Below are 21200 nucleotides of genomic sequence, written 5' to 3'. Positions count from 1 at the left end.
GTTGAGGCTAAAAGGAAAGGTCGTGCTCATCACCGGTTCCGGTTCAGGCATCGGCAAAGCGACTGCGCTTCTGTTTGCCGGGGAAGGGGCCAAGGTCATTGTCAACGATATTTCCGTGCAGGGCCGGAAGACGGTGGAGGAAATTCAGCGGCAGGGAGGGGAAGCGATATTTCTTCAGGCGGATGTAACCAAAGCGGCAGAAGTGGAGACGATGGTGGAAAAAGCGCTTGACCGCTATGGACAAATCGATGTTTTATTTAACAATGCCGGGATCTCGGGTGTCGGAGCCGTTCATGAGACCAGTGAAGAGATGTGGGATCGGGTTGTCAATGTAAACCTCAAAGGCGTTTTTCTGCCGAGCAAGTCGGTTATTCCGCACATGATGCAAAGAAAAGAGGGTTGCATTATCAACATGTCGTCCTGCATCGCGGAGATCGGTCTGATGAAAAGGGCGGTTTATTCGGCAACAAAAGGGGCGGTTCTCGCTTTGACCAAATCGATGCAAGTCGACTACGCTCCTTACGGGATCCGTGTCAATGCCCTGTTGCCGGGAACGATTCTCACCCCGTTCGTCGAGGATTATTTGAAACATTCGTATGAAAATCCGGAAGAGGCGTTGGAGGGAATTAAAAAGCGACAGCTGAACAGCGAATTGGGCAGACCGGAAGATGTGGCCAGAGCCGCTCTGTTCCTCGCCTCCGACGAATCGAGGTTCATCATGGGTTCACCGCTCTACGTCGATGGCGGCGTCGTCTTCGGCAAAATGGCGTAATCCGACAGAATCCATTCAAGGACAAACCTAAAGGAGAGAGCGCGATGAAACTGCTGACATACCGCACGAGCACAGGTTTGCGTACCGGAATTGTTACGGATAAAGGCGTTGTTCCCGTTCCGCATTCGGTGGAGGAAATCGTGAGCGGCGGACAGGCTATTCTTGCGGAACTGAACCGATTGGCCAAAAGCGAAATGGAAGACAAATGGCTGAAGGAAGAGGAATTAACTTTGGGGCCTTGTCTGCCGAAGCCGGGCAAAATGATTTGCGTCGGTCTTAACTACCGCAAACATGCTGATGAAACCGGTTCGCCGATCCCGGAGACGCCGATTTTGTTTAACAAATTCCCCAATACCTTGGCTGCGGATCGGGATGAAATTCTCATTCCTCACAACTCCAAACAGGTGGATTATGAGGCTGAACTGGCGATCGTGATCGGCGAGACGGCGAAACGGGTCAGCGAAGAGGAGGCACTCGATTATGTTTTCGGTTACTGCACCGCCAACGATGTCTCAGCACGCGATCTGCAATTTCGCACAAATCAATGGCTGCTCGGCAAATGTTGTGACGGATTCAGCCCCATCGGCCCCTATCTCGTTACCGCTGACGAGGTGGGAGATCCCGATAACCTGGGAATTCGCACTTATGTAAACGGCGAGCTCCGTCAAAACTCCAATACCTCAGACATGATTTTTTCCTGCCGCGAAATTGTCAGCTATATCTCGCAACATATGACGCTGAGCCCGGGGGACATTATTTTCACCGGTACGCCAGAGGGAGTGATTCTCGGTTATCCAAAAGAAAAACAGGTTTGGTTAAAAGATGGGGATGAAGTGGTCATCGAGATTGACAAACTGGGCCGGCTCACCAATTACATGAAGCAGGAAATATAGAGGTTTTCAGTATTTTGATTCCGGCAGGAAAGGAGGTGGTCAGGCGGCGCCCGCGGTGGCGTCGGTACATCGCCCCGGAGGAAAACGCTTTCCGAAACCCTGCTTGTGCAAGGAGGTTTACCTTTGAAAAACATCAAGAATCAGAAGAGGACGAAGGTTCGCTGGAATATAGCCATTCTGATGTGGGCTGCGATTGCGATCAATTATTTGGATCGGACCAATATCTCTGCCGCTGCGCCGACCTTAATGAAGGAATTTCATCTTTCTGCGGAGACGATGGGACTTGTCATGTCATCCTTTTTTTGGACTTACGCACTTTTTCAAATTCCGGCCGGATGGTTTGCCGATAAGGTGGGGCAACGAATCAGTCTGGCCGTTGCGGTTGCCTGGTGGTCGCTGGCCACGGCGGCTACGGTTTTGACACGCGGCGCAGCGTCGCTCATCACGACAAGGGTTTTGATGGGAATCGGTGAAGCCGGTGCCTATCCGAGTAATGCCGGGGTTACGGCCAAGTGGTTTCCGGATAAAGAAAGGGCAAGGGTTTCGGCCATTTTTGACAGCGGTTCCAAAGTGGGGACGGCGCTGGCCATGCCGGTGGTTGTATGGTTGCTCAGCAAATTCGGCTGGGAAGTTCCTTTCATTGTATCCGGGTTGATCGGGCTCGTTTGGGTGGCGATCTGGTGGGTTTACTATCGTGATCCGGAGAAGCACAAGTATGTGAACGAAGCGGAACTCACCTATATTCGCGAGGGACAGGTGAAAAAGGAAGGGATTGACCGCGTTCAACCCCTCAAATGGTACCAACTGTTCCGCTACCGCAATATCTGGGCGATGTGCGTCGGATTTTTCATGCTCAATTATGCGATCTATTTTTTTATTACCTGGTTTCCGACGTATCTGGTCGAAGCGCGTCACATGAAATTGCTGACGATGGGGTTTGTGGCGATGATTCCGCCTTTGACGGGGTTAGTCGCCGAGCTGGTCGGCGGATGGTTTTCCGACTACCTTTATACCAAAGGGGTATCGCTCACGGTTGCCCGCAAAATCAACCTCGTTGGAGGAATGCTGCTGGCGACCTCAATCGCTTTTGCCGGATTGGTCGATTCCGCCGTCTGGTGCATTGTGTTGCTGTCCGTTTCCTACGCCGGGCTGGTTTTTGCCGCCTGTGCCATCTGGTCCCTGCCGGGGGATGTTGCCCCGAGAAATATGACATCGGTCGTTGGCGGCTTGCAAAACTGCGTGTCCAATCTCGGAGGAATTTTGGGACCAGTCATTACGGGATGGATTGTTGCGACCACCCATTCTTTTATCCCTGCACTGCTCGTGTCCGGGGCCGCTACGATGGCCGGTGCGCTCACGTACCTGTTTGGCCTCCGTAAGATCGAACCGATTGATCCGGGGAAAGAAAGCAGACAACAGGAAAAAGCAAGCGTTGACACGCATAATTAATTGACAATTATCATAAAAGATAATAACATGAATTTATAGAATATTATAATTTGGTGAAAGTATTTTTTATTGGTAAAAACCAGGCGGGAATGAGGGGTTTTTGGGACATTGTGAGGAATTGCGTCATGTCCCTTTTGTTTAGGAAAGGATCAGAACAGGGTTTTACAATCTAAAACAAATGCAGAAATCCTCGTTGACGACGGAATGGGGTGGAGAATTTGCCCAAATGGAAAGTGGTCGTTTCTGATTGGGAGTATCAGGATCTGCGCTATGAAGAAAAAGTGCTGGATCATGAACAGATCGAATTGATTCCTGCCCAATGCAAAACGGAGGAGGAGGTGATTCGGGCTTGCCGGGAGGCCGACGGGATCTTAAATCAATATGCGCCGATCAGCGGAAAAGTGATTCGTGAGCTTCAACGCTGCAGAGTGATTGTCCGCTACGGCGTCGGTGTGAACACGATTGATCTCGATGCGGCAACGGAGAGAGGCATTTGCGTCGCCAATGTGCCGGATTACTGCGTGGACGAGGTGTCGGATCATACGCTGGCCCTCATTTTAGACAAAGCCCGTAAAATCTCTCTGGCCGACGCATGTGTGAAACAAGGAAAGTGGGATTTCAAGGTGACCCAGCCTGTTTACCGCCTGCAGAACCGGACGCTCGGCCTGGTGGGCTTTGGCAAAATTCCGCAAAGATTGGCAGAGAAGGTGAAGCCGCTCGGCCTCCGGGTGATCGCTTATGATCCTTATGTGCCGGAACCGGTGGCGGAAGCGCTCGGTGTTGCACTGGTCTCTCTCGAAGAAGTGTGCAGGCGGTCCGATTTCGTTTCCGTCCATGCACCGCTGACGGCAGAGACAAAAGGGTTGATCGGCAGGGAGCAATTGAGGCAAATGAAAAAAGAGGCTTATCTCATCAATACATCTCGCGGTCCGGTGGTTGATGAAAACGCACTGATCGAAGCCCTGCGCGAAGGGAGCCTGGCCGGGGCAGCGCTTGATGTGGCCGGGGAGGAACCGATCCGGCCAGACCATCCGTTTCTCTCGATGAAATCAGTAACCCTTACCCCTCACATGGCCTGGTATTCGGAGGAATCAGCGGAAGAGATGCGCTCAAAAGCGGCGCATGGCGTGGCTGATGTCCTGCTTAAAGGCGAGTATCCAAAGTACCTGGTTAACCGGAAAGTGAAAGAGCGGGTCAAGCTTAAGCCGAACGCGCTTGCTTACTGATACTTCACTAAAGAAGGGGATCGCATGAACGTTATTGAGGAATTGCTCCGGCCCTATCCTCTTCCCAAGATGGTGAGGGTCCGTCAAAATTTTCCCGCTCCCGAGGTTGTGGACGTGGCCGGGGCTGTGCAAAAAACGATCAAGGAAGCCGGCGTCTTAACGAAAATCGCTCCGGGCAACCGGGTGGCCATCGCCGTCGGAAGCCGGGGAATTGCCGACCTTCCCATCTTGGTGAGAGAAGTGGCCGCCGCAATCAAGTCGGTTGGGGGCCGGCCTTTCATCGTCCCGGCGATGGGGAGCCATGGCGGAGCAACTGCCGAAGGGCAGATTGACGTGCTGAAACAGTTGGGGGTGACCGAACCATCCGTCGGAGCGCCGATTCATTCCAGTATGGAAGTGGTGGAAATTGGCAAATTGGCAAACGGCCTTCCTATCTATATTGACAAATATGCATACGGGGCGGAGCAAGTGGTGGTCATTAACCGGATCAAACCGCATACCGCCTTTCGCGGCCCGGTTGAAAGCGGATTGATGAAAATGCTCACCATCGGCCTGGGAAAACAAAAAGGGGCTGAAGCCGCACATGCCTATGGCTTCAAGTATATGGCCGAGCATGTGCCGACGATGGCGAGAGAAATTCTGAAAAAAGTGCCGGTGCTGTTCGGGCTGGCCACCATTGAAAACGCGTATGACCGGCCGGCCAAAATCGTCGCCGTTCCCGGAGAGAAGTTTGAAGAGACGGAGCCGGGTTTGTTGCTCGAAGCAAAGGCGCTCATGCCCAAAATCCTGTTTGATCCGATCGATGTGCTGATCGTCGATGAGATCGGCAAAGACATTTCCGGTGACGGCATGGATCCCAATATCACCGGGCGATATCCGACTCCTTATGCCAGCGGCGGCCCCGAGGTGAAGCGGATTGTCGTTTTGGATCTGACTGAACGGACCCACGGCAATGCCAACGGCATCGGGCTTGCGGATATCACCACAAAAAAAGTATTCGATGCGATTGACTGGGTGAAGGGATACGCAAATGCCCTGACAAGCACGGTCGTGAAAACAGTGAAAATGCCGATGTTTCTCGAAACGGAAGAATTGGCGGTCAAAGCGGCGATCAAGACATGCAACGCGTTTGATCTGAATCACGTTCGCGTTGTCCGCATTAAAAACACATTGGAACTGAAAGAGATTTGGATCTCCGAAGGATTGATTGACGAGGCGCGAGAGCGGGCGGAGATTGATATTCTGTCTGATCCCGTACCGCTTCAAAGTCAACTGGACGGATCATGAACTTCAGGGAGGGAAACCGGTTGCCGTTGTTTTCCAAAATAGAGGCCGACAGTAATCCTTACCGGGACAATGTACAGGGAAAGGCGAATGAGCCGATTACTGTGGCCGCTTTGCTGGATCGGGCCAAACAGATTCTCGGCCCTTCGTATGAGGGAACGATGCCGGACTGGACGTTGGAGGAAATTTACGACCGCCTGGAAGAGAACGCGCCACGCATCGCCATTATCGGCGGTTCAAGCGACCATCCGGCTCATATCATGGATTACCAAACCTCCGCGCTGGCAGCAATCCGCATTTGGCAAAACGGCGGAATTCCCTTTTATTTTTCCACGCCAGTCCTCTGCGACGGGACAGCCCAAAGCAATTACGGGATGAGTTATTCCCTGCAAAGCCGGAATGCCGTGGCGCAAATGGTGGTGAATCAACTGGAAGCCCACAGCTATCACGGAGCTTTTGTGATTCAGGGATGCGACAAACAGCCGCTCGGTGTCGTCAGCGCCCTGGCCCATATCGACCGCCTCCGTCGTAATCGCGGGGAAGCGCCGTTTTTTGCCACTTTTGCTCCGGCCCATGTCTTGAAAGGCGGGACGATTCCGGACGATTTGCGGACGGAGCTGGAGCGGTTGACAGAAGATGCCGAGAAAGCGGGGGCCCGGGATATTGCCGATGATTTGCGCGATACGATGGCTTATATATTGCAATGTACCACCAATACGGCGTTTCAGGGGATTTTTTTGCGAGCGAGGGAGAAGGGGATCATCTCGGAAGCGAAGCATAAGGAGTTTGAGAAACGACTCGCTGTGAACACCTGTGACAGCAAAGGGGGCATCTGTGCCTTCAACGGTACGGGAAACAGTTCACGCCACCTCGTCGCCGGGCTGGGACTAGTCCATCCGGCGGTCGAGCAATTGACGGGACCGCCCGGGCAGGACAAGATCAATCAGGCGATTGACGCGTTGGCTCTCATGATCAATCAGCCGGCTTTCGGGGTGGCTAACCTCGTGGGAGCCAATATCCGCAATGCGATTCGTATTCACAGCGCCTCCGGAGGTTCAACCAACCTGATGATGCATTTGGTTGCGGCCATGCTTTACGGAGGCTATCGTTTCAGTTTATGGGATCTCAATCACATTCACCAGGAAGTGCCGGTTCCCGATTTATTCGACTACAGCCTGACCGAAGGCAGAGACATTTTCGCGCTGGCGATGCAGTGTTGCAGCGGACGCATCCGCGGGATGGAAACGCTGTTTTATGAACTGGTGCAAAACGGGGTTCCGATGGATCTGGACGCCCCCACGGTTACCGGAACAAGCTGGAGAGAGCGTTTGAAAGACAATGATCGCCTCCCCGCGGCAAATGTCAGCGACAATCCCGTCATCCTTTCCAAACCGCGCCGTTCTTTCAGCGGGGTCGATGTTCTGAAAGGAAACTTTTTTGAAAGCGCTGTAGTGAAAATCAGCGGGATGACCGGCAGCCAATTGGATGAATTTGACTGCAAAGCGGCCTTTGTTCTCTATTATGAAAATGAAGACGATGCCAACCGCAGTTTGCTCGACCCCCGGTTGCTGGAGCGGATTTGCGAGGGACGGCTGTTTTCCCGTGAGCGGCTGCTGGCGGTATTGAAACAGAATGCACCGGGCGAGTACGATCGCTGCGCGGAGCTTGACTATGATCAGCTGTTTGCGCGCATGGTTGATAAAGCGATTCTGAAAATCGCCATCGTCATAGCCGGGCAGGGTCCGGTCGCCTTTGGTATGCCGGAGATGTTTACCCCGATGCAGCACATAAACGCCAACCGCCGGTTGAAAAAGCTGGTCACGCTGATCAGCGACGGCCGGTACTCCGGGGTTACCTATGGTGCAGCCATCGGTCACATGACACCGGAAGCGCTTGAAGGAGGTGGGATTCTTTACCTGCAAACCGGCGACCTTCTCTACCTTGATTTACGTGGAAGGCAGATTCAATTTATCGATCCGGACGCGTTGATGGAGGGACGAATTTCGTTCGCTTTCGATTCTGTTCCAAAGGAGCGCCGGCAATTGGGGGAAGAAAGACGGGTGAGACTCAGGCAACGACAGCGTTTGGTGGCCACCAGCAACCGGATGTCCGCGCATACCGATGCCGCGTATGGAGTCGTCCCCGTCTCCGTAGCAGAAGAAGCTGAACACGACTACCGGACGGATGTCCTGTTTCTTTCAAAAAAACTGAACAATTGATTTGGATGTGAATGTGCTTATGCCCATCATTCAGGCTGTGGATCGCGCATTGCAAATTTTGGATCTCTTTGATGAATACGAAACCGAATTGAAAATCACTGAAATCAGCAGGCGCCTCGGTCTTCATAAAAGCACGGTTCATTCTTTGCTCAAAACGCTTCAGTCGCGCGGATACATCATTCAAGACCCGGACAGCGGAAAATACAGGCTTGGCCTTAAATTGATGGAGCGGGGAAATCTCGTTTCGCAAGGGATGGATCTCCGCAATATCGCCAAGAAATTTCTGATGGAATTATCGCTGAAAACGGGACTCACCGTTCATCTGGTCATTCTGGACGGGAAGGAAGGGGTTTATATTGACAAAGTCGAAGGGGCATCGGGAGTGATCATGTACTCCCGCATCGGCCGCCGCGTTCCCATTCATTCCAGCGCGGTCGGGAAGGTTCTGGTCGCCTTCAAGCAAGAGCAGGAATTGGCGGAAATTCTCAACGGCTATGTTTATACCCGGCAAACGCCCAATACCATTACCTGTGAAGCGGAATTTCTGAATGAGCTGGCCGCTGTCCGCAAAAAAGGGTACGCCGTGGATGATCAGGAAAATGAGCGCGGGGTAAGATGCATGGCCGTGCCCGTCCGGGATCACACCAGACAGGTGATCGCGGCAATCAGCGTCTCCACTCCGGTTTCGGCCCACGATGACGGAACGGACGAACAAATCGTGGATTGCTTGAAAAGCGCAGCCGGCAAGATTTCCGAACAAATGGGTTACGGATTTTGCTGAACGGAAAATTTCATGTCTTATTGTCATACCCCCGGAATGAAAGTGTGAAGCAAAACAGGAGGGAGTGGAGTCCCTCAGAGGGGAAAAGGGGCTCCGCGGCCCGTCCTGTGACGACCATTGACAGCAATGCCATCACCTGTCCAAGGAGTTGTGCACCATGAGAGTGATTCGATTTTTGGAGAATTCCCTTCCTGTCCTCGCTGCAGTAACCGAGGAAGACAGCGTTTATCCGCTTCCCTTTGCCGGATTTCTCGAGCTGGTCAATCAAGCGGAAGCAAAGCAAACCACTCCGCTGCGTCTGATTTTGAACTCGATTGAAAAAGCTGCTCCCTTGCCCCGGGATCTGGAAAGCCTCCAGTTGATCACGCCGCTGGATGCGCCGGAAGTCTGGGCGGCAGGGGTAACCTATGAGCGGAGCAAAGAAGCCCGCAACTATGAAGCAACCGGCGGAAAAATGGATCAGACCACCTTTTACGATAAAGTGTACGATGCAGTCCGGCCGGAAATCTTCTTCAAGTCGACCGCCAGGCGCACGGTGGGGCCGAATCAGCCGGTTTATCTGCGGGGAGATTCCAACTGGCAAATTCCTGAACCGGAACTGGGTCTCGTCCTTAACCATAAAGGAGAGATTATTGGCTATACAATCGGCAACGATATGAGCTGCCGGGATATTGAAGGCGAAAATCCGCTCTATCTCCCTCAGGCGAAGATCTGGCGCCATTCCTGTTCCCTGGGCCCCGCTGTTTTGTTGGCTGAAGCGGTTGAGGATCCTTACCGGATGGAAATTACCTGCCGCATTTACCGGAACGGGCAAAAAGTGGTCGAAGGGTCGGCCAATACGAGCCAATTGAAACGGAAATTTGCCGAGCTGGTCGATTATTTGAAAAGGGATAATGAAATCTTTGACGGAACGGTTCTGCTGACGGGAACCAGCATTGTCCCGCCCGATGATTTTACCTTGGCGGACGGGGACCGGATTGAGATTGAAATCTCCGGGATCGGCGTACTTTCCAATCCGGTGAAGAGATCAGCCGGTTAAAAAGGAGGCGTGGCGATGGGAACGGCTTACAAAACCGTCATGATGAAGCCTCAGGATAATGTTGCCGTTGCATTGAGCAACATTCCCAAAGGAACGGTGATTCAGGTGCAATGCTGGGATTGGAGCGTCACGGTAAAGCTTGTGAGCGATATCGAGTTTGGCCACAAATTTGCCGTCAGGGCGATTCCGGCCGGCGGAGATGTGATCAAATACGGCGAAGTGATCGGAGCGGCCGTCACAGAGATTGCCGCCGGGGAACATGTGCATGTCCACAATGTGGAAGGAAAAAGAGGGAGAGGGGATCGGATGGGCCATGCAAACTGAATTTTGGGGCTATCGGCGTCCGGACGGAAAAGCAGGCGTGCGCAATCATGTGTTGATCCTCCCGACGATTACATGTGCCACCCAGACGGCTTACCGGATCACGGAGCTGGTTCAGGGAACGGTGACGTTTATCCACCAGCACGGTTGTGCCCAGGTGGGAGCCGATTATGAACAAACCTTTCGCACTTATGCTGGTTTGGGTAAAAATCCAAATGTCTACGGAGTGGTCGTGTTGGGGCTCGGTTGTGAAACCCATCAGGCACGGAAAATTGCCCAGGATATCGCCAAAAGCGGAAAACCGGTTGAAGTCGTTTCCATCCAGGATCACGGCAGCACTTTGGATGCAATCGCGCAGGGAGCAAAAATCGCCGCAAAAATGGTGCAGGATGCGTCTGCTTTGCATCGGGAACCCCTCCGATTAAGTGAATTGATTGTCGGGACGGAGTGCGGGGGATCGGATGCCTGTTCCGGAATTTCGGCCAACCCGGCGGTGGGCGTTGTCAGCGATTTGATCGCCGATCACGGGGGAACGGCCATTTTGGCGGAAACGACGGAGTTGATCGGGGCCGAACACCTGCTGGCGGAGCGGGCCGCTGACGACAAAGTGAAGAAACGCGTTTACGAAGTGATCCAGGCGATGGAAAGCCGTGCTTTTGCGATGGGGGTGGACATTCGGACGGGAAACCCCAGCCCGGGCAATATCAGGGGAGGACTTACCACCCTGGAGGAAAAATCGCTCGGGGCCGCTGCCAAAGCAGGTTCCCGGACACTTCAGCAACTGGTTGATTATGCGGAGATCCCAAGCAAAAAAGGGTTGGTCTGGATGGATACACCGGGCCATGATATTGAGCAGCTGACCGGGATGGTGGCCGGCGGCGCACAAATCGTCCTGTTCACCAGCGGCAGGGGCACACCCACCGGCTCCCCGATTGCGCCCGTGATCAAAATCGCCACCAACACCCCGATATTTGAACAGATGAGCGACAACATGGACCTGAACGCCGGAACGATCATCGATGGCACGGAAACGATTGAATCCGTGGGAAATCGCATCTTTGACGAAGTGATCCGAGTCGCTTCCGGGAAATTGACGAAAGCGGAAATTTTGAAACAGCACGACTTTGGAATTTGGCGGATCGGACCCACATTCTGAAAACGGATGCCCGCAGGGAGGAAAGAAAACATGGTGGATCAAAAAAACGCACGCACGTACCTAAACTATGTAAACGGAGAATGGCGGTCTGCGTCGACCGGTGAGTTGGAAAAAAGCATTAATCCGGCCAATATTGAAGAAGTTGTCGGCTATGTGCAAAAATCGGGGATTGAAGATTTGAACCGGGCGGTGGCCGCGGCCAGATCGGCGCAGAAAACCTGGCGCAAATTGTCCGGGGCCACCCGGGGAAACTATCTGTACAAAACGGCGGACATATTGGAAAAACGCCTGGATGAGATCGCGGAAACGATGACGCGGGAGATGGGCAAAACACTGCCGGAAGCCAAGGGAGAAACCACCAGAGGTGTAGCCATCCTGCGCTATTATGCCGGGGAGGGAATGAGAAAAACGGGGGATGTGATTCCATCTTCCGAAGCAAATGCCTTCATGTTTACAAAGCGGTTCCCGCTCGGGGTAGTCGGTGTGATCACGCCGTGGAACTTTCCGGTTGCCATCCCGATCTGGAAGATAGCGCCGGCGCTGATTTACGGCAATACTGTGGTCTTTAAGCCGGCTCCGGAAACAGCGGTCACGGCGGCCAAAGTGGTCGAGTGTTTTGCTGAAGCGGGCCTGCCGGCAGGCGTGGTGAATCTCGTGATGGGCGACGGAACGGTTGGACAGGGGATCGCCGAACATCCGCAGGTCGACGGAGTTACTTTTACCGGTTCGGGACAGGTGGGAAAACTGGTCGGTCAGATTGCTCTGGCGCGCGGGGCGAAGTACCAGCTGGAGATGGGCGGCAAAAATCCGGTGATTGTCCTGAAAGATGCCGATCTCGATCTGGCGGTTGAAGCGACGGTCAGCGGAGGCTTGCGTTCGACCGGTCAAAAATGCACGGCCACCAGCCGGGTGATTGTTGAAAGCGCCGTTTACGACCAGTTCAAGGAGAAACTGCTGGCGAGAGTGAGCGAGTTAAAGGTGGGAAACGGCCTGGAGGATGGCACATGGATGGGGCCGTGCGCCAATAAAAAGCAACAGGAGAAATTCCAATATTATGTGCAAAAAGGGCTGGAAGATGGAGCTGTTTTGCTCTGCGGAGGGAAAGTGCCGCAGGGAGAGCGTTTCCGCAACGGCTTTTACGTGGAACCGACTGTTTTTGAAAATGTGAACCCCCATTCGCTTCTGGCTCAGGAAGAAATTTTCGGTCCGGTTTTGGCCCTGATGAAAGTGGACAGTTTGGAAGAAGCGATTGAGATCGCCAATAACTCCGACTATGGCCTGAGCGCTTCGATCTTTACCAAGGACGTATCCAATGCCTTCACCTTTATCGAGGAGATGGAAGCCGGTCTGGTGCGGGTGAACGCGGAGTCGGCCGGTGTTGAACTCCAGGCGCCGTTTGGCGGCATGAAGCAGTCGAGCTCCCACTCCAGAGAGCAGGGAGAGGCGGCAAAAGAATTTTTTACCGCAGTGAAAACGGTGTTTATTAAACCGTAAAAAATCAACCTTGGAGGCAGACACAGCGTGAGTATGACCCTCACGCTCCGTCTTTGCCTCGTGAGCGGGGGAGAGGGATGAACATTCGGGAAAAAAATCAAAAGTTGGGAGAGATCTTGCGCGGGATGGATCAGGTGATCGTCGCTTTTTCGGCGGGCATCGATTCCACCTTTGTCCTGGCAAGGGCGGTCGAGGAACTGGGGGAGCGGGTGCTGGCAGTCACCGCCGCTTCGGAAACGTTTCCGGAGAGGGAAATGCAGGAAGCGGTTGCCCTGGCGAAACTGCTCGGCGTAAAACATGAAATCATTCAGATCGCCGAAATGGAAAACCCTCACTTTGTCGCCAACAATCCCGATCGCTGCTACCATTGCAAGGCGGGGTTGTACGGGAGTTTGACCCGTCTGGCCAAAGAGCGCAATATTCCCTGGATACTCGACGGGGCCAATATGGATGATCTGGGGGATTACCGGCCGGGAAGAAAAGCGGCGAAAGAATATGAAGTGCGCAGTGTGCTGCAAGAAGCGAAAATCTATAAAAAAGAGCTGCGCGAACTGGCGCGGGAAATGGGCTTGCCAAACTGGGACAAACCATCTTTTGCCTGTCTGTCCTCCCGCATTCCCTACGGTGATCCGATTACGCTGGAAAAGGTGCGGCAGCTGGACCGGGGGGAACAAGCCCTGCGCGAGATGGGTTTTCGCACCTTGCGGATTCGCCATCATGATACGATCGCCCGGATCGAGGTTCCGCCCGGGGAATTCGCCAAAGTTCTGGCCCTTTCCGAGCGGATTACCGCGGTTTTGAAAGCGGAGGGGTTCACTTACGTAACCCTGGATTTGCAAGGATACCGCTCCGGCTCAATGAATGAAACCCTGAAAACGGCAAAATGATCCTTGGGGGACAGGTCATGGACACTTTTAAGGATATCGGTTTTTGCAAGCTCGATATTGACCGTGAAAAGAGAACGGGTTATCCGGAAGTGATCTTCGGGCAAGGAAAAACGGAGAAGCAGGTTGCCGCGATCTTTGCCGAGTTGATGAAGGCACACAACCGGGCGATGGCCACACGGGCGACGAAAGCGATGGCAGCGCTTGTCAAAGATCAGTTTCCCGAGGCGGTGTATGATCCTGTTTCACGCCTGCTGACATGCGGGGAGTCGCCTCGGCGTTATGCAGGCACGGTGGCCGTAGTCTGCGCGGGGACGTCGGATTTGCCGGTCGCGGAAGAAGCGGCGGGAACAGCACAATGGATGGGGTGCGAAGTGGAGCGGATCTATGATGTGGGAGTAGCCGGCATCGACCGTTTGCTCGCCTTCAGGGAACAACTGAGAGAGGCCCGGGTCGTTATTGTGGTCGCCGGAATGGAAGGGGCACTGGCAAGCGTCGTCGGCGGGCTGACCAGACGCCCGGTCATTGCCGTTCCCACCTCGGTAGGCTACGGGGCGCATTTTTCCGGGTTGACCCCGCTGTTCTCCATGCTGACTTCTTGCACCGCCGGAGTAACAGTGGTGAATATCGATAATGGATTCGGTGCGGGTTATGCCGCGGTGATGATTCAACAATTGGTGCAGGAGGCTGTCGGCAAATGAGCACATTATATCTCGATTGTATATCCGGCATTGCGGGTGATATGACATTGGCCGCCCTGATCGATTTGGGGGCCGACCCCGGTTATATCGAAAAACATTTGAAAAAACTTCCGCTCGATCCTTTTTTCATGCAGATCAAACAGGTGGTAAAACGGGGCATTTCAGCCAAACAACTCTGCCTCCACGTTGAACCGCAACCTCATCATTCCCGTCATCACGCCCATCGCCATGCTGCCGATATTCTGGCGATGATCGAGCAAAGTGAGCTGCCGTCCCGCGTTAAAGAAAGGAGCCGCTCGATTTTTTCGCTGATCGCTGAAGCCGAAGGGAAAATTCACGGGATTTCGCCGGAGAAAGTGCATTTTCACGAAGTAGGGGCGATGGATTCGATCATCGATATCATCGGAACTTGTTTAGCTTTGGAAAACCTGGGGATTGAACAAATTTTCGCCTCTGAAGTGCCGGTCGGAAGCGGAAAAGTGCAGATGGCCCATGGTTTGTATCCGATTCCGGCACCGGCCACAGCGGAGCTTTTGACAGGGATCCCGCTGGCTTCTCTCCATGTGAATGGAGAATTGACGACCCCGACGGGCGCCGGGATTTTGAAAGCGCTCGTCAGCGAGTTCAGGCCGATTGGAGGCTTTACCATAGAGAAGATCGGGTACGGTGCAGGGGAGAAGGATTTCGATCATCCGAATGTGTTACGGGCGCTTCTCATAAAAGATGGTGAAGAAAAAAAGGAGTATGACAGGCAAAGGGAAACGATCGCCGTTCTGGAAACCCAAGTGGATGACATGAGCGGTGAAGCTCTTGGTTATGCGATGGACCAACTGTTTCGCGCCGGGGCGCTCGATGTGTTTTATACGCCGGTTTATATGAAAAAAAATCGTCCAGGAACGTTGATTACTGTTTTGGCGCCGGAGCATTTGGCCGAACGTTGTGAAGACGTCCTGCTCAGGGAAACGACAACTCTCGGCGTGCGGCGAACGAGGTGGACGAGATCGATTCTCAGGCGGGAGACCGACAGGGTGGAGACCCCCTATGGAACGATTGCCGTCAAGCGGGCATACCGGGATGGAACGGCCATTCGGCAGATGCCGGAATACGAAGAGGTGGCCCGAATCGCGCGGGAAAAAGGGGTTCCGTTCCAGGAGGTGTACGAAACGGTGATCCGCTGCGTGCACGATAAGGAGCGGGCATAGCGGAATATAAACGGGAGAGCTTTGCAAGAGCCGCAGGATTTCAATGATCGGAGGAAACCTGTGGCTCTTTACATGAAGCTTGACATTAAAGTGTATAATTTAAGGTAACTATAAAAAAATTAGTATGTCCACCGCCATCTTCAGGGATGACGGATGATTAGAGGTGAACTTCGTTGATTAAACTGAGCGTGTTGGACCAATCCCCGATTCCGGAAGGAAAAACGGCAGAAGAGGCCTTGGCGGACACGGCCCGTTTGGCGCAGGAAACAGAAAAGCTGGGATTTCACCGTTTTTGGGTATCCGAGCATCATTTCACCCGCAGCCTGGCAGGTTCCAGTCCGGAAGTGCTCATCAGCCATCTTGCGGCCAAAACGGAGAAAATGAGGATCGGCTCCGGCGGTGTGATGCTCCCCCACTACAGCGCTTATAAAGTGGCTGAAAACTTTAAGGTGCTGGAAGCATTGTACCCGAACCGGATCGACCTGGGCCTGGGAAGGGCACCGGGAGGAATGCCGCTGGCGACCAAAGCGCTCCAAGAAGGAAAAATCTCTTATGCAGACCATTATCCGCAGCAAATAGCGGATCTGATTTCCTTTCTCCATGATCATGAGCACCCTGAGTACCCGGGATTGCGTGCGACTCCGCTGATCGGAACTGCACCGGAGATCTGGTTGCTCGGTTCCAGCGGCGGCAGTGCCTTGCTCGCTGCCCAACAGGGAGCGGGGTATGCATTTGCGCAATTTATCAACGGAGAAGGCGGAGCCGATGTGGTTCGGTTTTATCGGGAACATTTTCGCCCGTCGCAATTGAATCAGCAGCCGCAAACCATTCTCGCCATTTTCGTCGTCTGCGCGGAAACGGATGATGAGGCGGAGCATTTGGCCGCGAGCCTGGATTTATCCCTGCTCTTGATTGAAAAGGGGGGTGCAGCCAACGGGATTCCTTCCGTTGAAACGGCGCTCCGTTATCCTTATTCTGCCTATGACCGCTATCGCATAAAAGAGAACCGCAAACGGATGATCGTCGGGTCAAAAGAACGGGTGAAAGAGCGAATTCTTCAACTCGGCGAAGAATATGGTACAGAAGAATTTATGATAGTAACCCTGATGCATGACTTTGCCTCCAAACTGAAATCATACCGCCTGTTGGCGGAGGCGTTTGCTTTGAAAAAAGACTGCTGACCAACGCATGGTCGGCAGTTTCCATCCCGTCATCCCTGAATTCCGAACAGATCGAATTTTTTGTCCGAATGCTGAAAGGGGGAAAGAAATGAAAGCAAAATGTTTACAACCGGGCGACACGATTGGCATTATCGCCCCGGCGAGCCCGACTGATCCGGTGGAATTGGAAATGTCACTTGAAATTTTGGCGGGCTTTGGTTATCGGGTGAAGCCCGGTCGTTCGCTGGGAGAGCGCTACGGTTATCTGGCTGGAAGGGATGAGATTCGGGCGGAGGATATCAACCGGATGTTTGCCGATCCCGAAGTGGATGCTGTTTTTTGTCTGAGAGGAGGGTACGGAACCCCTCGTCTGCTGGATCTGATCGATTATGAAATCATCCGGGCCAATCCGAAAATTTTTGCCGGCTATAGCGATATTACCGCATTGCATGTGGCGATTTATCAGCGGACGGGATTGGTTACCTTTCACGGCCCGATGGTGTTTGAACTGGCAAAGCGCTTCGATGCCCTTTCCTGGCATACGCTTTTTACGCACCTGTCCCGGCCTTGTCCAGTTGGCGGATACCTCTCCTCAGCGGAAAGCTGTCCGTTCACCATTGTCCAAGGTGAAGCGGAAGGGAAGTTGGTCGGCGGAAATTTGTCCCTCCTGGCGGCTTTGCTCGGTACGCCGTATGAAGTGGATACCAGGGGACACATTCTCTTCATCGAAGAGATTGAGGAAGAGCCATACCGGATTGACCGCATGCTCACCCAGCTGAGACTGGCCGGAAAGTTGCAGCAGGCAAGCGGGATTGTTATAACGGAATGTACCGACTGTGAAGCAGCGGATGATGCGAAGAGTTTAACCGTGAGACAGGTTTTGGAAGATATTTTGAAGCCCCTTGGCATCCCCGCTTTTTATGGATTGAAAGCGGGACATACCAATGTCAACTTGACACTGCCGGTCGGGGTCCGGGCAAAAATGGATGCAGGCGGGCGATGGCTGCAATTTCAGGAAGCCGGCGTAACCTGCTGAAAAAAAACTGCCCCAGTTCCCTGAGGCAGTTTGCTCTAACCTTTATCTTCCAGATCCCAAACAGGCACGATCATGACATTATCCTTGTTGACTTCTTCATGCACCTGAGCTTTTTCAGCGTGTTCATCGACCATTTCAATCCAGACCGGGCGTCCCCGGTAGGTGACTTCGATGTGTTCCGGAGACTTTAAAATCTCTTTTGCACGTTCCAGATCCATGCGCAATCCCTCCTCATCTATCCATAGGGTTACGTATTGTGGCCGGAGTTATACGTTGTACGCAGCGCACCGAACCCGTTTTTTCCGAAGAAACCCGGGCCCTTTCCCTGATTGGGGCTGTTGGCAAAATTCAACGAGAGGGACGGCGAAGGAACTGAAGCAAAAAAGCACCCGGTCCGACGGACATTTCCGTTTCGGGAGTTTGCCGTAAGCGGAAAACCCGGGGCCATTCCCGTCCTATCCGCTTTTTCATCAAAATTTGAAATGATCGGGATGCTGGCCGAAACGGTGGTTCTGGTTCATTGCATCGATCTGGTCCATCTCTGCGGGGGAGAGTTCAAAATCAAAGATATCTGCATTTTCCTTGATGCGGTGTTCGCGCACGGATTTGGGAATCGTGACGACTCCGTGCTGCAAGTCCCAGCGCAAAATGATTTGAGCCGGAGTCTTGCCGTGTTTTTCGGCAAGGGCTGTCAGTGTCGGGTGATCGAGGTTATTTCCTCTCATAAGCGGACTCCAGGCTTCCAGCTGGATCCCTTCCTGTTTGCAGTATTGAAGCAGTTCCTTTTGCGTCAGCAGGGGATGGTATTCCACTTGATTTACCATCGGCAGCAGATCACTGTGTTTTTTCAATTCCTCGATATGATGGATTTGAAAGTTGCTGACACCGATCGCCCGAACCTGTCCTTCCCGGTATAATGTTTCGAGTGCTTTCCATGTGTCGATAAATTTCTCTTTTACCGGCCAATGGATAAGATAGAGGTCAATATAATCCACCCCCAATTTTCGGCGGCTCTCGTTAAATGCCTTCAGGGTGGTGTCATAACCTTGATCGGTATTCCATACTTTGGTGGTCAGGAAGATCTCTTCCCGGGGAATCCCGGATTCTTTGATTGCCCGGCCGACACCTTCTTCATTTTCATAGAGCGCGGCGGTATCGATGCTTCGATATCCCGTGTTCAGCGCCGCCTTGACTGCGTTGATGACTTCAGTTCCCTCCCGGGCTTTGTAAACGCCGAGACCGAGCCAAGGCATCTTCACACCATTATGTAACGTGGTCGTGCTGGTAAGATCCAGAGCCATGTGATCGCTCCCTTTTTGTGAAAATATGTTTCTGGGCAAGACATGTTGCCGTCGGGCAGTGGTGTCCCTGAATTTCCCGATGGCCGTTCAGGGGAGAGCCACTTCCCTCCCCGGTTTGTTTCCCGGGGTAAAAGAAAAGTTGTTTTTGTTGGATAACGTTCTCCTTTTCATAGTAGTACGTAACCGGGACGGCTTCAAGGCAGAGCCAACGTTGACCGCCATCTCCCGGCAAAGCCGAAACCGAGGCTCGCATGCTCTGTTGGCAGGGAGAACAACTCGGTTGACGTATATGATTTTTTTCGAACTGTCACCTGTCACTCCGTGCAAAGAGATACACGTTTATGATTATTTGATATATTATAAATTCGATAAATATAGTGTATACTTCTGCATAAACTCATTTAAAATGAAATTATTAACGAACAAGGAGGCCGTTCACATGAAAAACATGACAAATCAAACCGTACAAACATATAAGGGTGTGACATCCTCTTATCTGTAAATGATGTACCCCTTATATGTGTTTATTTAAATAACACAAAAAGGGGTAAATCATGCGTTTTCCGGTAAAAAAATTTTTCTCATATTACAAACCGTATTTAATGCCGTTTCTTTCGGTATTGGCATGCGACTTGATCGTTTCTGCTGTGAGTTTGGTGTTTCCATTGCTCGTTCGGTATATAACGAAAGATGTTCTGGAAGGAGACTTATCCACTGCGTTAGATGAAGTGTACCAGATCGGCGGGCTGATGCTTGTTTTGGTCGTGATCCAGAATGTCGGAAACTATTTTGTAGACTACAAAGGTCATGAGATTGGTGCCCGTATGGAAAGGGATATGCGCGGTGAGTTGTTCGCGCATATGCAGAAGCTTTCCTTAAGCTTTTACGACAAGGAAAAGACAGGTCAGCTCATGTCTCGGATAACGAACGACCTGCTACTGCTTTCCGAGCTCTGCCATCACGGCCCGGAAGACTACGTCAAATATCTCGCCCGTTTTATTGGAGCATTTGTCATTTTGTTCTTCATTAACGCCCCTTTAACAATCGCTGTGTTCTGCTTTTTGCCATTCTTTGGTGTCTTCACATTGTATTTTAATAAGAAGTTGAACAAGGCATTAAGAAGAAACAAAGAGCGAATCGGGGACGTAAACGCACAGGTGGAGGACAGTCTGTCGGGAATCCGCGTGGTAAAATCGTTTGCCAACGAGCACGTGGAGATTGAGAAGTTTAACCGGGAAAATAATTGTTTCCTCGATAGCCGGAAAAAACTTACAAGGCGGAAGCGTATTTTTTCAATGGTGTTGAAGCGTTTATCCAACTGATTATGATCACGGTGATTATCTTTGGCAGTGTCAGTATTGTGAATAATACTTTAGAGTTAGCTGATTTAATTACTTTCCTACTGTATATCGGCTTTATGATTGAACCCATTCAACAGTTGACTCATATGAGCACGCAGTTTCAAGAAGGGATCACGGGCTTCCAGCGCTTTATGGAAATCATGAATCTGAAGCCGGCAATCGAAAACAAACCGAATGCCATAACCTTGCCACAGGTACATGGAGAGATTGAGTTCAAGAAGGTTTCCTTCCGTTACGAAGACCATTTGGACAATGTATTGGTAAATCTGTCGCTTCGTATACAACCCGGGGAGTACGTTGCGTTGGTTGGTCCGTCCGGTGCGGGAAAAACTACATTATGCTCGCTCATCCCCCGTTTTTATGACGTGACAGAGGGGGAGGTGTTGCTGGACGGAATCAACGTCCGCGATCTTGACCTGCGATCATTAAGAAATAACATCGGTATTGTACAGCAAGATGTTTACCTTTTTGCGGGAACAGTGTTGGAAAATATTCGCTACGGAAATCCAGCGGCGAGCGATGCAGAAATTATCAGGGCAGCCAAGCATGCCAATGCACATGACTTTATTATGAGCTTGCCAAACGGCTATCACTCCAAGATCGGACAAAGAGGTGTCAAATTGTCTGGTGGGCAAAAGCAGCGGCTGAGTATTGCCCGCGTATTCTTGAAAAATCCACCCGTTCTGATTTTGGATGAGGCAACGAGCGCGCTGGATAACGAGAGTGAAAGCATTGTCAAGGAATCACTGGAATCATTGGCCCAAGGACGTACAACCCTCGTGATTGCCCATCGCCTTTCCACAATCCGCAATGCCCGACGAATTATTGTACTGACGGAGGGTGGTATTGTGGAACAAGGCACGCACGATGAGTTACTTGCACGAGATGGGGTGTATGCACAGACCCCGCGCTCTTTATTCG

18 protein-coding genes and 1 pseudogene are annotated in these 21200 nt (G+C 52.3%); 17 read left to right on the top strand and 2 right to left on the bottom strand.

Annotated features, from left to right (window positions below):
• Nucleotide 1: 1 nt before the first annotated feature.
• The 16 genes from I8U19_RS02380 (at nt 2) to I8U19_RS02305 (ending at nt 17617) form a co-directional block, all read left to right on the top strand.
• Nucleotides 2–772 (top strand): SDR family NAD(P)-dependent oxidoreductase, encoded by a 771-nt coding sequence (locus I8U19_RS02380; protein ID WP_033099289.1) that lies wholly within the window; start codon nt 2–4, stop codon nt 770–772.
• A 44-nt stretch (nt 773–816) separates the two neighbouring features.
• Nucleotides 817–1665, top strand: a complete 849-nt coding sequence (locus tag I8U19_RS02375; RefSeq protein WP_198055073.1) for a fumarylacetoacetate hydrolase family protein — start codon at nt 817–819, stop codon at nt 1663–1665.
• Between the two features lie 123 nt (nt 1666–1788).
• Nucleotides 1789–3114, top strand: a complete 1326-nt coding sequence (locus I8U19_RS02370; protein ID WP_232336304.1) for an MFS transporter — start codon at nt 1789–1791, stop codon at nt 3112–3114.
• Nucleotides 3115–3332: 218 nt separating this feature from the next.
• Complete coding sequence (locus I8U19_RS02365; RefSeq protein WP_033099287.1) at nt 3333–4340, top strand: C-terminal binding protein; 1008 nt, start codon at nt 3333–3335, stop codon at nt 4338–4340.
• A 24-nt stretch (nt 4341–4364) separates the two neighbouring features.
• On the top strand, nt 4365–5627 hold the full coding sequence (locus I8U19_RS02360) for a nickel pincer cofactor-dependent isomerase, group 22 (protein ID WP_198055072.1): 1263 nt from the start codon (nt 4365–4367) through the stop codon (nt 5625–5627).
• Nucleotides 5624–7843, top strand: a complete 2220-nt coding sequence (locus I8U19_RS02355; protein WP_198055071.1) for a dihydroxy-acid dehydratase domain-containing protein — start codon at nt 5624–5626, stop codon at nt 7841–7843. Before I8U19_RS02360 ends, I8U19_RS02355 begins: the two co-directional genes overlap by 4 nt.
• Before the next feature lie 19 nt (nt 7844–7862).
• On the top strand, nt 7863–8624 hold the full coding sequence (locus I8U19_RS02350; protein WP_033099284.1) for an IclR family transcriptional regulator: 762 nt from the start codon (nt 7863–7865) through the stop codon (nt 8622–8624).
• 157 nt (nt 8625–8781) lie between these two features.
• Nucleotides 8782–9663 (top strand): fumarylacetoacetate hydrolase family protein, encoded by an 882-nt coding sequence (locus I8U19_RS02345; RefSeq protein WP_198055070.1) that lies wholly within the window; start codon nt 8782–8784, stop codon nt 9661–9663.
• 15 nt (nt 9664–9678) lie between these two features.
• Nucleotides 9679–9987, top strand: a complete 309-nt coding sequence (locus I8U19_RS02340) for a UxaA family hydrolase (RefSeq protein WP_033099282.1) — start codon at nt 9679–9681, stop codon at nt 9985–9987.
• Nucleotides 9938–11140 (top strand): UxaA family hydrolase, encoded by a 1203-nt coding sequence (locus tag I8U19_RS02335; RefSeq protein WP_370589751.1) that lies wholly within the window; start codon nt 9938–9940, stop codon nt 11138–11140. The genes I8U19_RS02340 and I8U19_RS02335 overlap by 50 nt, the downstream gene beginning before the upstream one ends.
• A 30-nt stretch (nt 11141–11170) precedes the next feature.
• Nucleotides 11171–12634 (top strand): alpha-ketoglutaric semialdehyde dehydrogenase GucD, encoded by a 1464-nt coding sequence (gucD, locus tag I8U19_RS02330; protein WP_198055069.1) that lies wholly within the window; start codon nt 11171–11173, stop codon nt 12632–12634.
• Between the two features lie 77 nt (nt 12635–12711).
• Nucleotides 12712–13521 (top strand): ATP-dependent sacrificial sulfur transferase LarE, encoded by an 810-nt coding sequence (gene larE / locus I8U19_RS02325; RefSeq protein WP_198055068.1) that lies wholly within the window; start codon nt 12712–12714, stop codon nt 13519–13521.
• Nucleotides 13522–13538: 17 nt separating this feature from the next.
• Complete coding sequence (gene larB, locus I8U19_RS02320; RefSeq protein WP_033099280.1) at nt 13539–14219, top strand: nickel pincer cofactor biosynthesis protein LarB; 681 nt, start codon at nt 13539–13541, stop codon at nt 14217–14219.
• Entirely contained in the window at nt 14216–15421 is a 1206-nt protein-coding gene (larC, locus tag I8U19_RS02315; protein ID WP_198055067.1) for a nickel pincer cofactor biosynthesis protein LarC, read from the top strand. Before larB ends, larC begins: the two co-directional genes overlap by 4 nt.
• Before the next feature lie 173 nt (nt 15422–15594).
• Nucleotides 15595–16602 carry an LLM class flavin-dependent oxidoreductase gene (locus tag I8U19_RS02310; RefSeq protein ID WP_198055066.1) on the top strand — a complete coding sequence of 336 codons (1008 nt, stop codon included), beginning with the start codon at nt 15595–15597 and terminating at the stop codon, nt 16600–16602.
• A gap of 88 nt (nt 16603–16690) precedes the next feature.
• Nucleotides 16691–17617 (top strand): S66 peptidase family protein, encoded by a 927-nt coding sequence (locus I8U19_RS02305; protein WP_033099375.1) that lies wholly within the window; start codon nt 16691–16693, stop codon nt 17615–17617.
• 35 nt (nt 17618–17652) lie between these two features.
• Here I8U19_RS02305 and I8U19_RS02300 read toward each other — a convergent pair whose 3' ends face one another.
• A complete protein-coding gene (locus I8U19_RS02300) occupies nt 17653–17835 on the bottom strand; it encodes an H-type small acid-soluble spore protein (protein ID WP_033099277.1) in 183 nt (60 codons plus the stop codon).
• 252 nt (nt 17836–18087) lie between these two features.
• On the bottom strand, nt 18088–18918 hold the full coding sequence (locus I8U19_RS02295) for an aldo/keto reductase (protein WP_033099275.1): 831 nt from the start codon (nt 18916–18918) through the stop codon (nt 18088–18090).
• Nucleotides 18919–19472: 554 nt separating this feature from the next.
• Between I8U19_RS02295 and I8U19_RS02290 the strand changes: the two are divergent.
• A pseudogene (locus I8U19_RS02290) lies at nt 19473–21190 on the top strand (ABC transporter ATP-binding protein); the annotation flags it as partial.
• Nucleotides 21191–21200: the final 10 nt, after the last annotated feature.

This window comes from Thermoactinomyces sp. CICC 10523 (assembly GCF_016055105.1).
Lineage (GTDB): Bacteria > Bacillota > Bacilli > Thermoactinomycetales > Thermoactinomycetaceae > Thermoactinomyces_A > Thermoactinomyces_A daqus.
This window is presented reverse-complemented; position numbering and strand designations above follow the sequence as displayed.

What these genes read in the sequence shown, in the direction of transcription:
- I8U19_RS02360 (WP_198055072.1), top strand. Translation starts at nt 4,365, where the DNA reads ATGAACGTTATTGAGGAATTGCTCCGGCCCTATCCTCTTCCCAAGATG.
- I8U19_RS02355 (WP_198055071.1), top strand. Translation starts at nt 5,624, where the DNA reads ATGAACTTCAGGGAGGGAAACCGGTTGCCGTTGTTTTCCAAAATAGAG.
- I8U19_RS02375 (WP_198055073.1), top strand. Translation starts at nt 817, where the DNA reads ATGAAACTGCTGACATACCGCACGAGCACAGGTTTGCGTACCGGAATT.
- gucD (WP_198055069.1), top strand. Translation starts at nt 11,171, where the DNA reads ATGGTGGATCAAAAAAACGCACGCACGTACCTAAACTATGTAAACGGA.
- I8U19_RS02340 (WP_033099282.1), top strand. Translation starts at nt 9,679, where the DNA reads ATGGGAACGGCTTACAAAACCGTCATGATGAAGCCTCAGGATAATGTT.
- I8U19_RS02350 (WP_033099284.1), top strand. Translation starts at nt 7,863, where the DNA reads ATGCCCATCATTCAGGCTGTGGATCGCGCATTGCAAATTTTGGATCTC.
- I8U19_RS02305 (WP_033099375.1), top strand. Translation starts at nt 16,691, where the DNA reads ATGAAAGCAAAATGTTTACAACCGGGCGACACGATTGGCATTATCGCC.
- I8U19_RS02300 (WP_033099277.1), bottom strand. Translation starts at nt 17,835, where the DNA reads ATGGATCTGGAACGTGCAAAAGAGATTTTAAAGTCTCCGGAACACATC.
- I8U19_RS02295 (WP_033099275.1), bottom strand. Translation starts at nt 18,918, where the DNA reads ATGGCTCTGGATCTTACCAGCACGACCACGTTACATAATGGTGTGAAG.
- larE (WP_198055068.1), top strand. Translation starts at nt 12,712, where the DNA reads ATGAACATTCGGGAAAAAAATCAAAAGTTGGGAGAGATCTTGCGCGGG.
- larB (WP_033099280.1), top strand. Translation starts at nt 13,539, where the DNA reads ATGGACACTTTTAAGGATATCGGTTTTTGCAAGCTCGATATTGACCGT.
- larC (WP_198055067.1), top strand. Translation starts at nt 14,216, where the DNA reads ATGAGCACATTATATCTCGATTGTATATCCGGCATTGCGGGTGATATG.
- I8U19_RS02345 (WP_198055070.1), top strand. Translation starts at nt 8,782, where the DNA reads ATGAGAGTGATTCGATTTTTGGAGAATTCCCTTCCTGTCCTCGCTGCA.
- I8U19_RS02335 (WP_370589751.1), top strand. Translation starts at nt 9,938, where the DNA reads ATGTGGAAGGAAAAAGAGGGAGAGGGGATCGGATGGGCCATGCAAACT.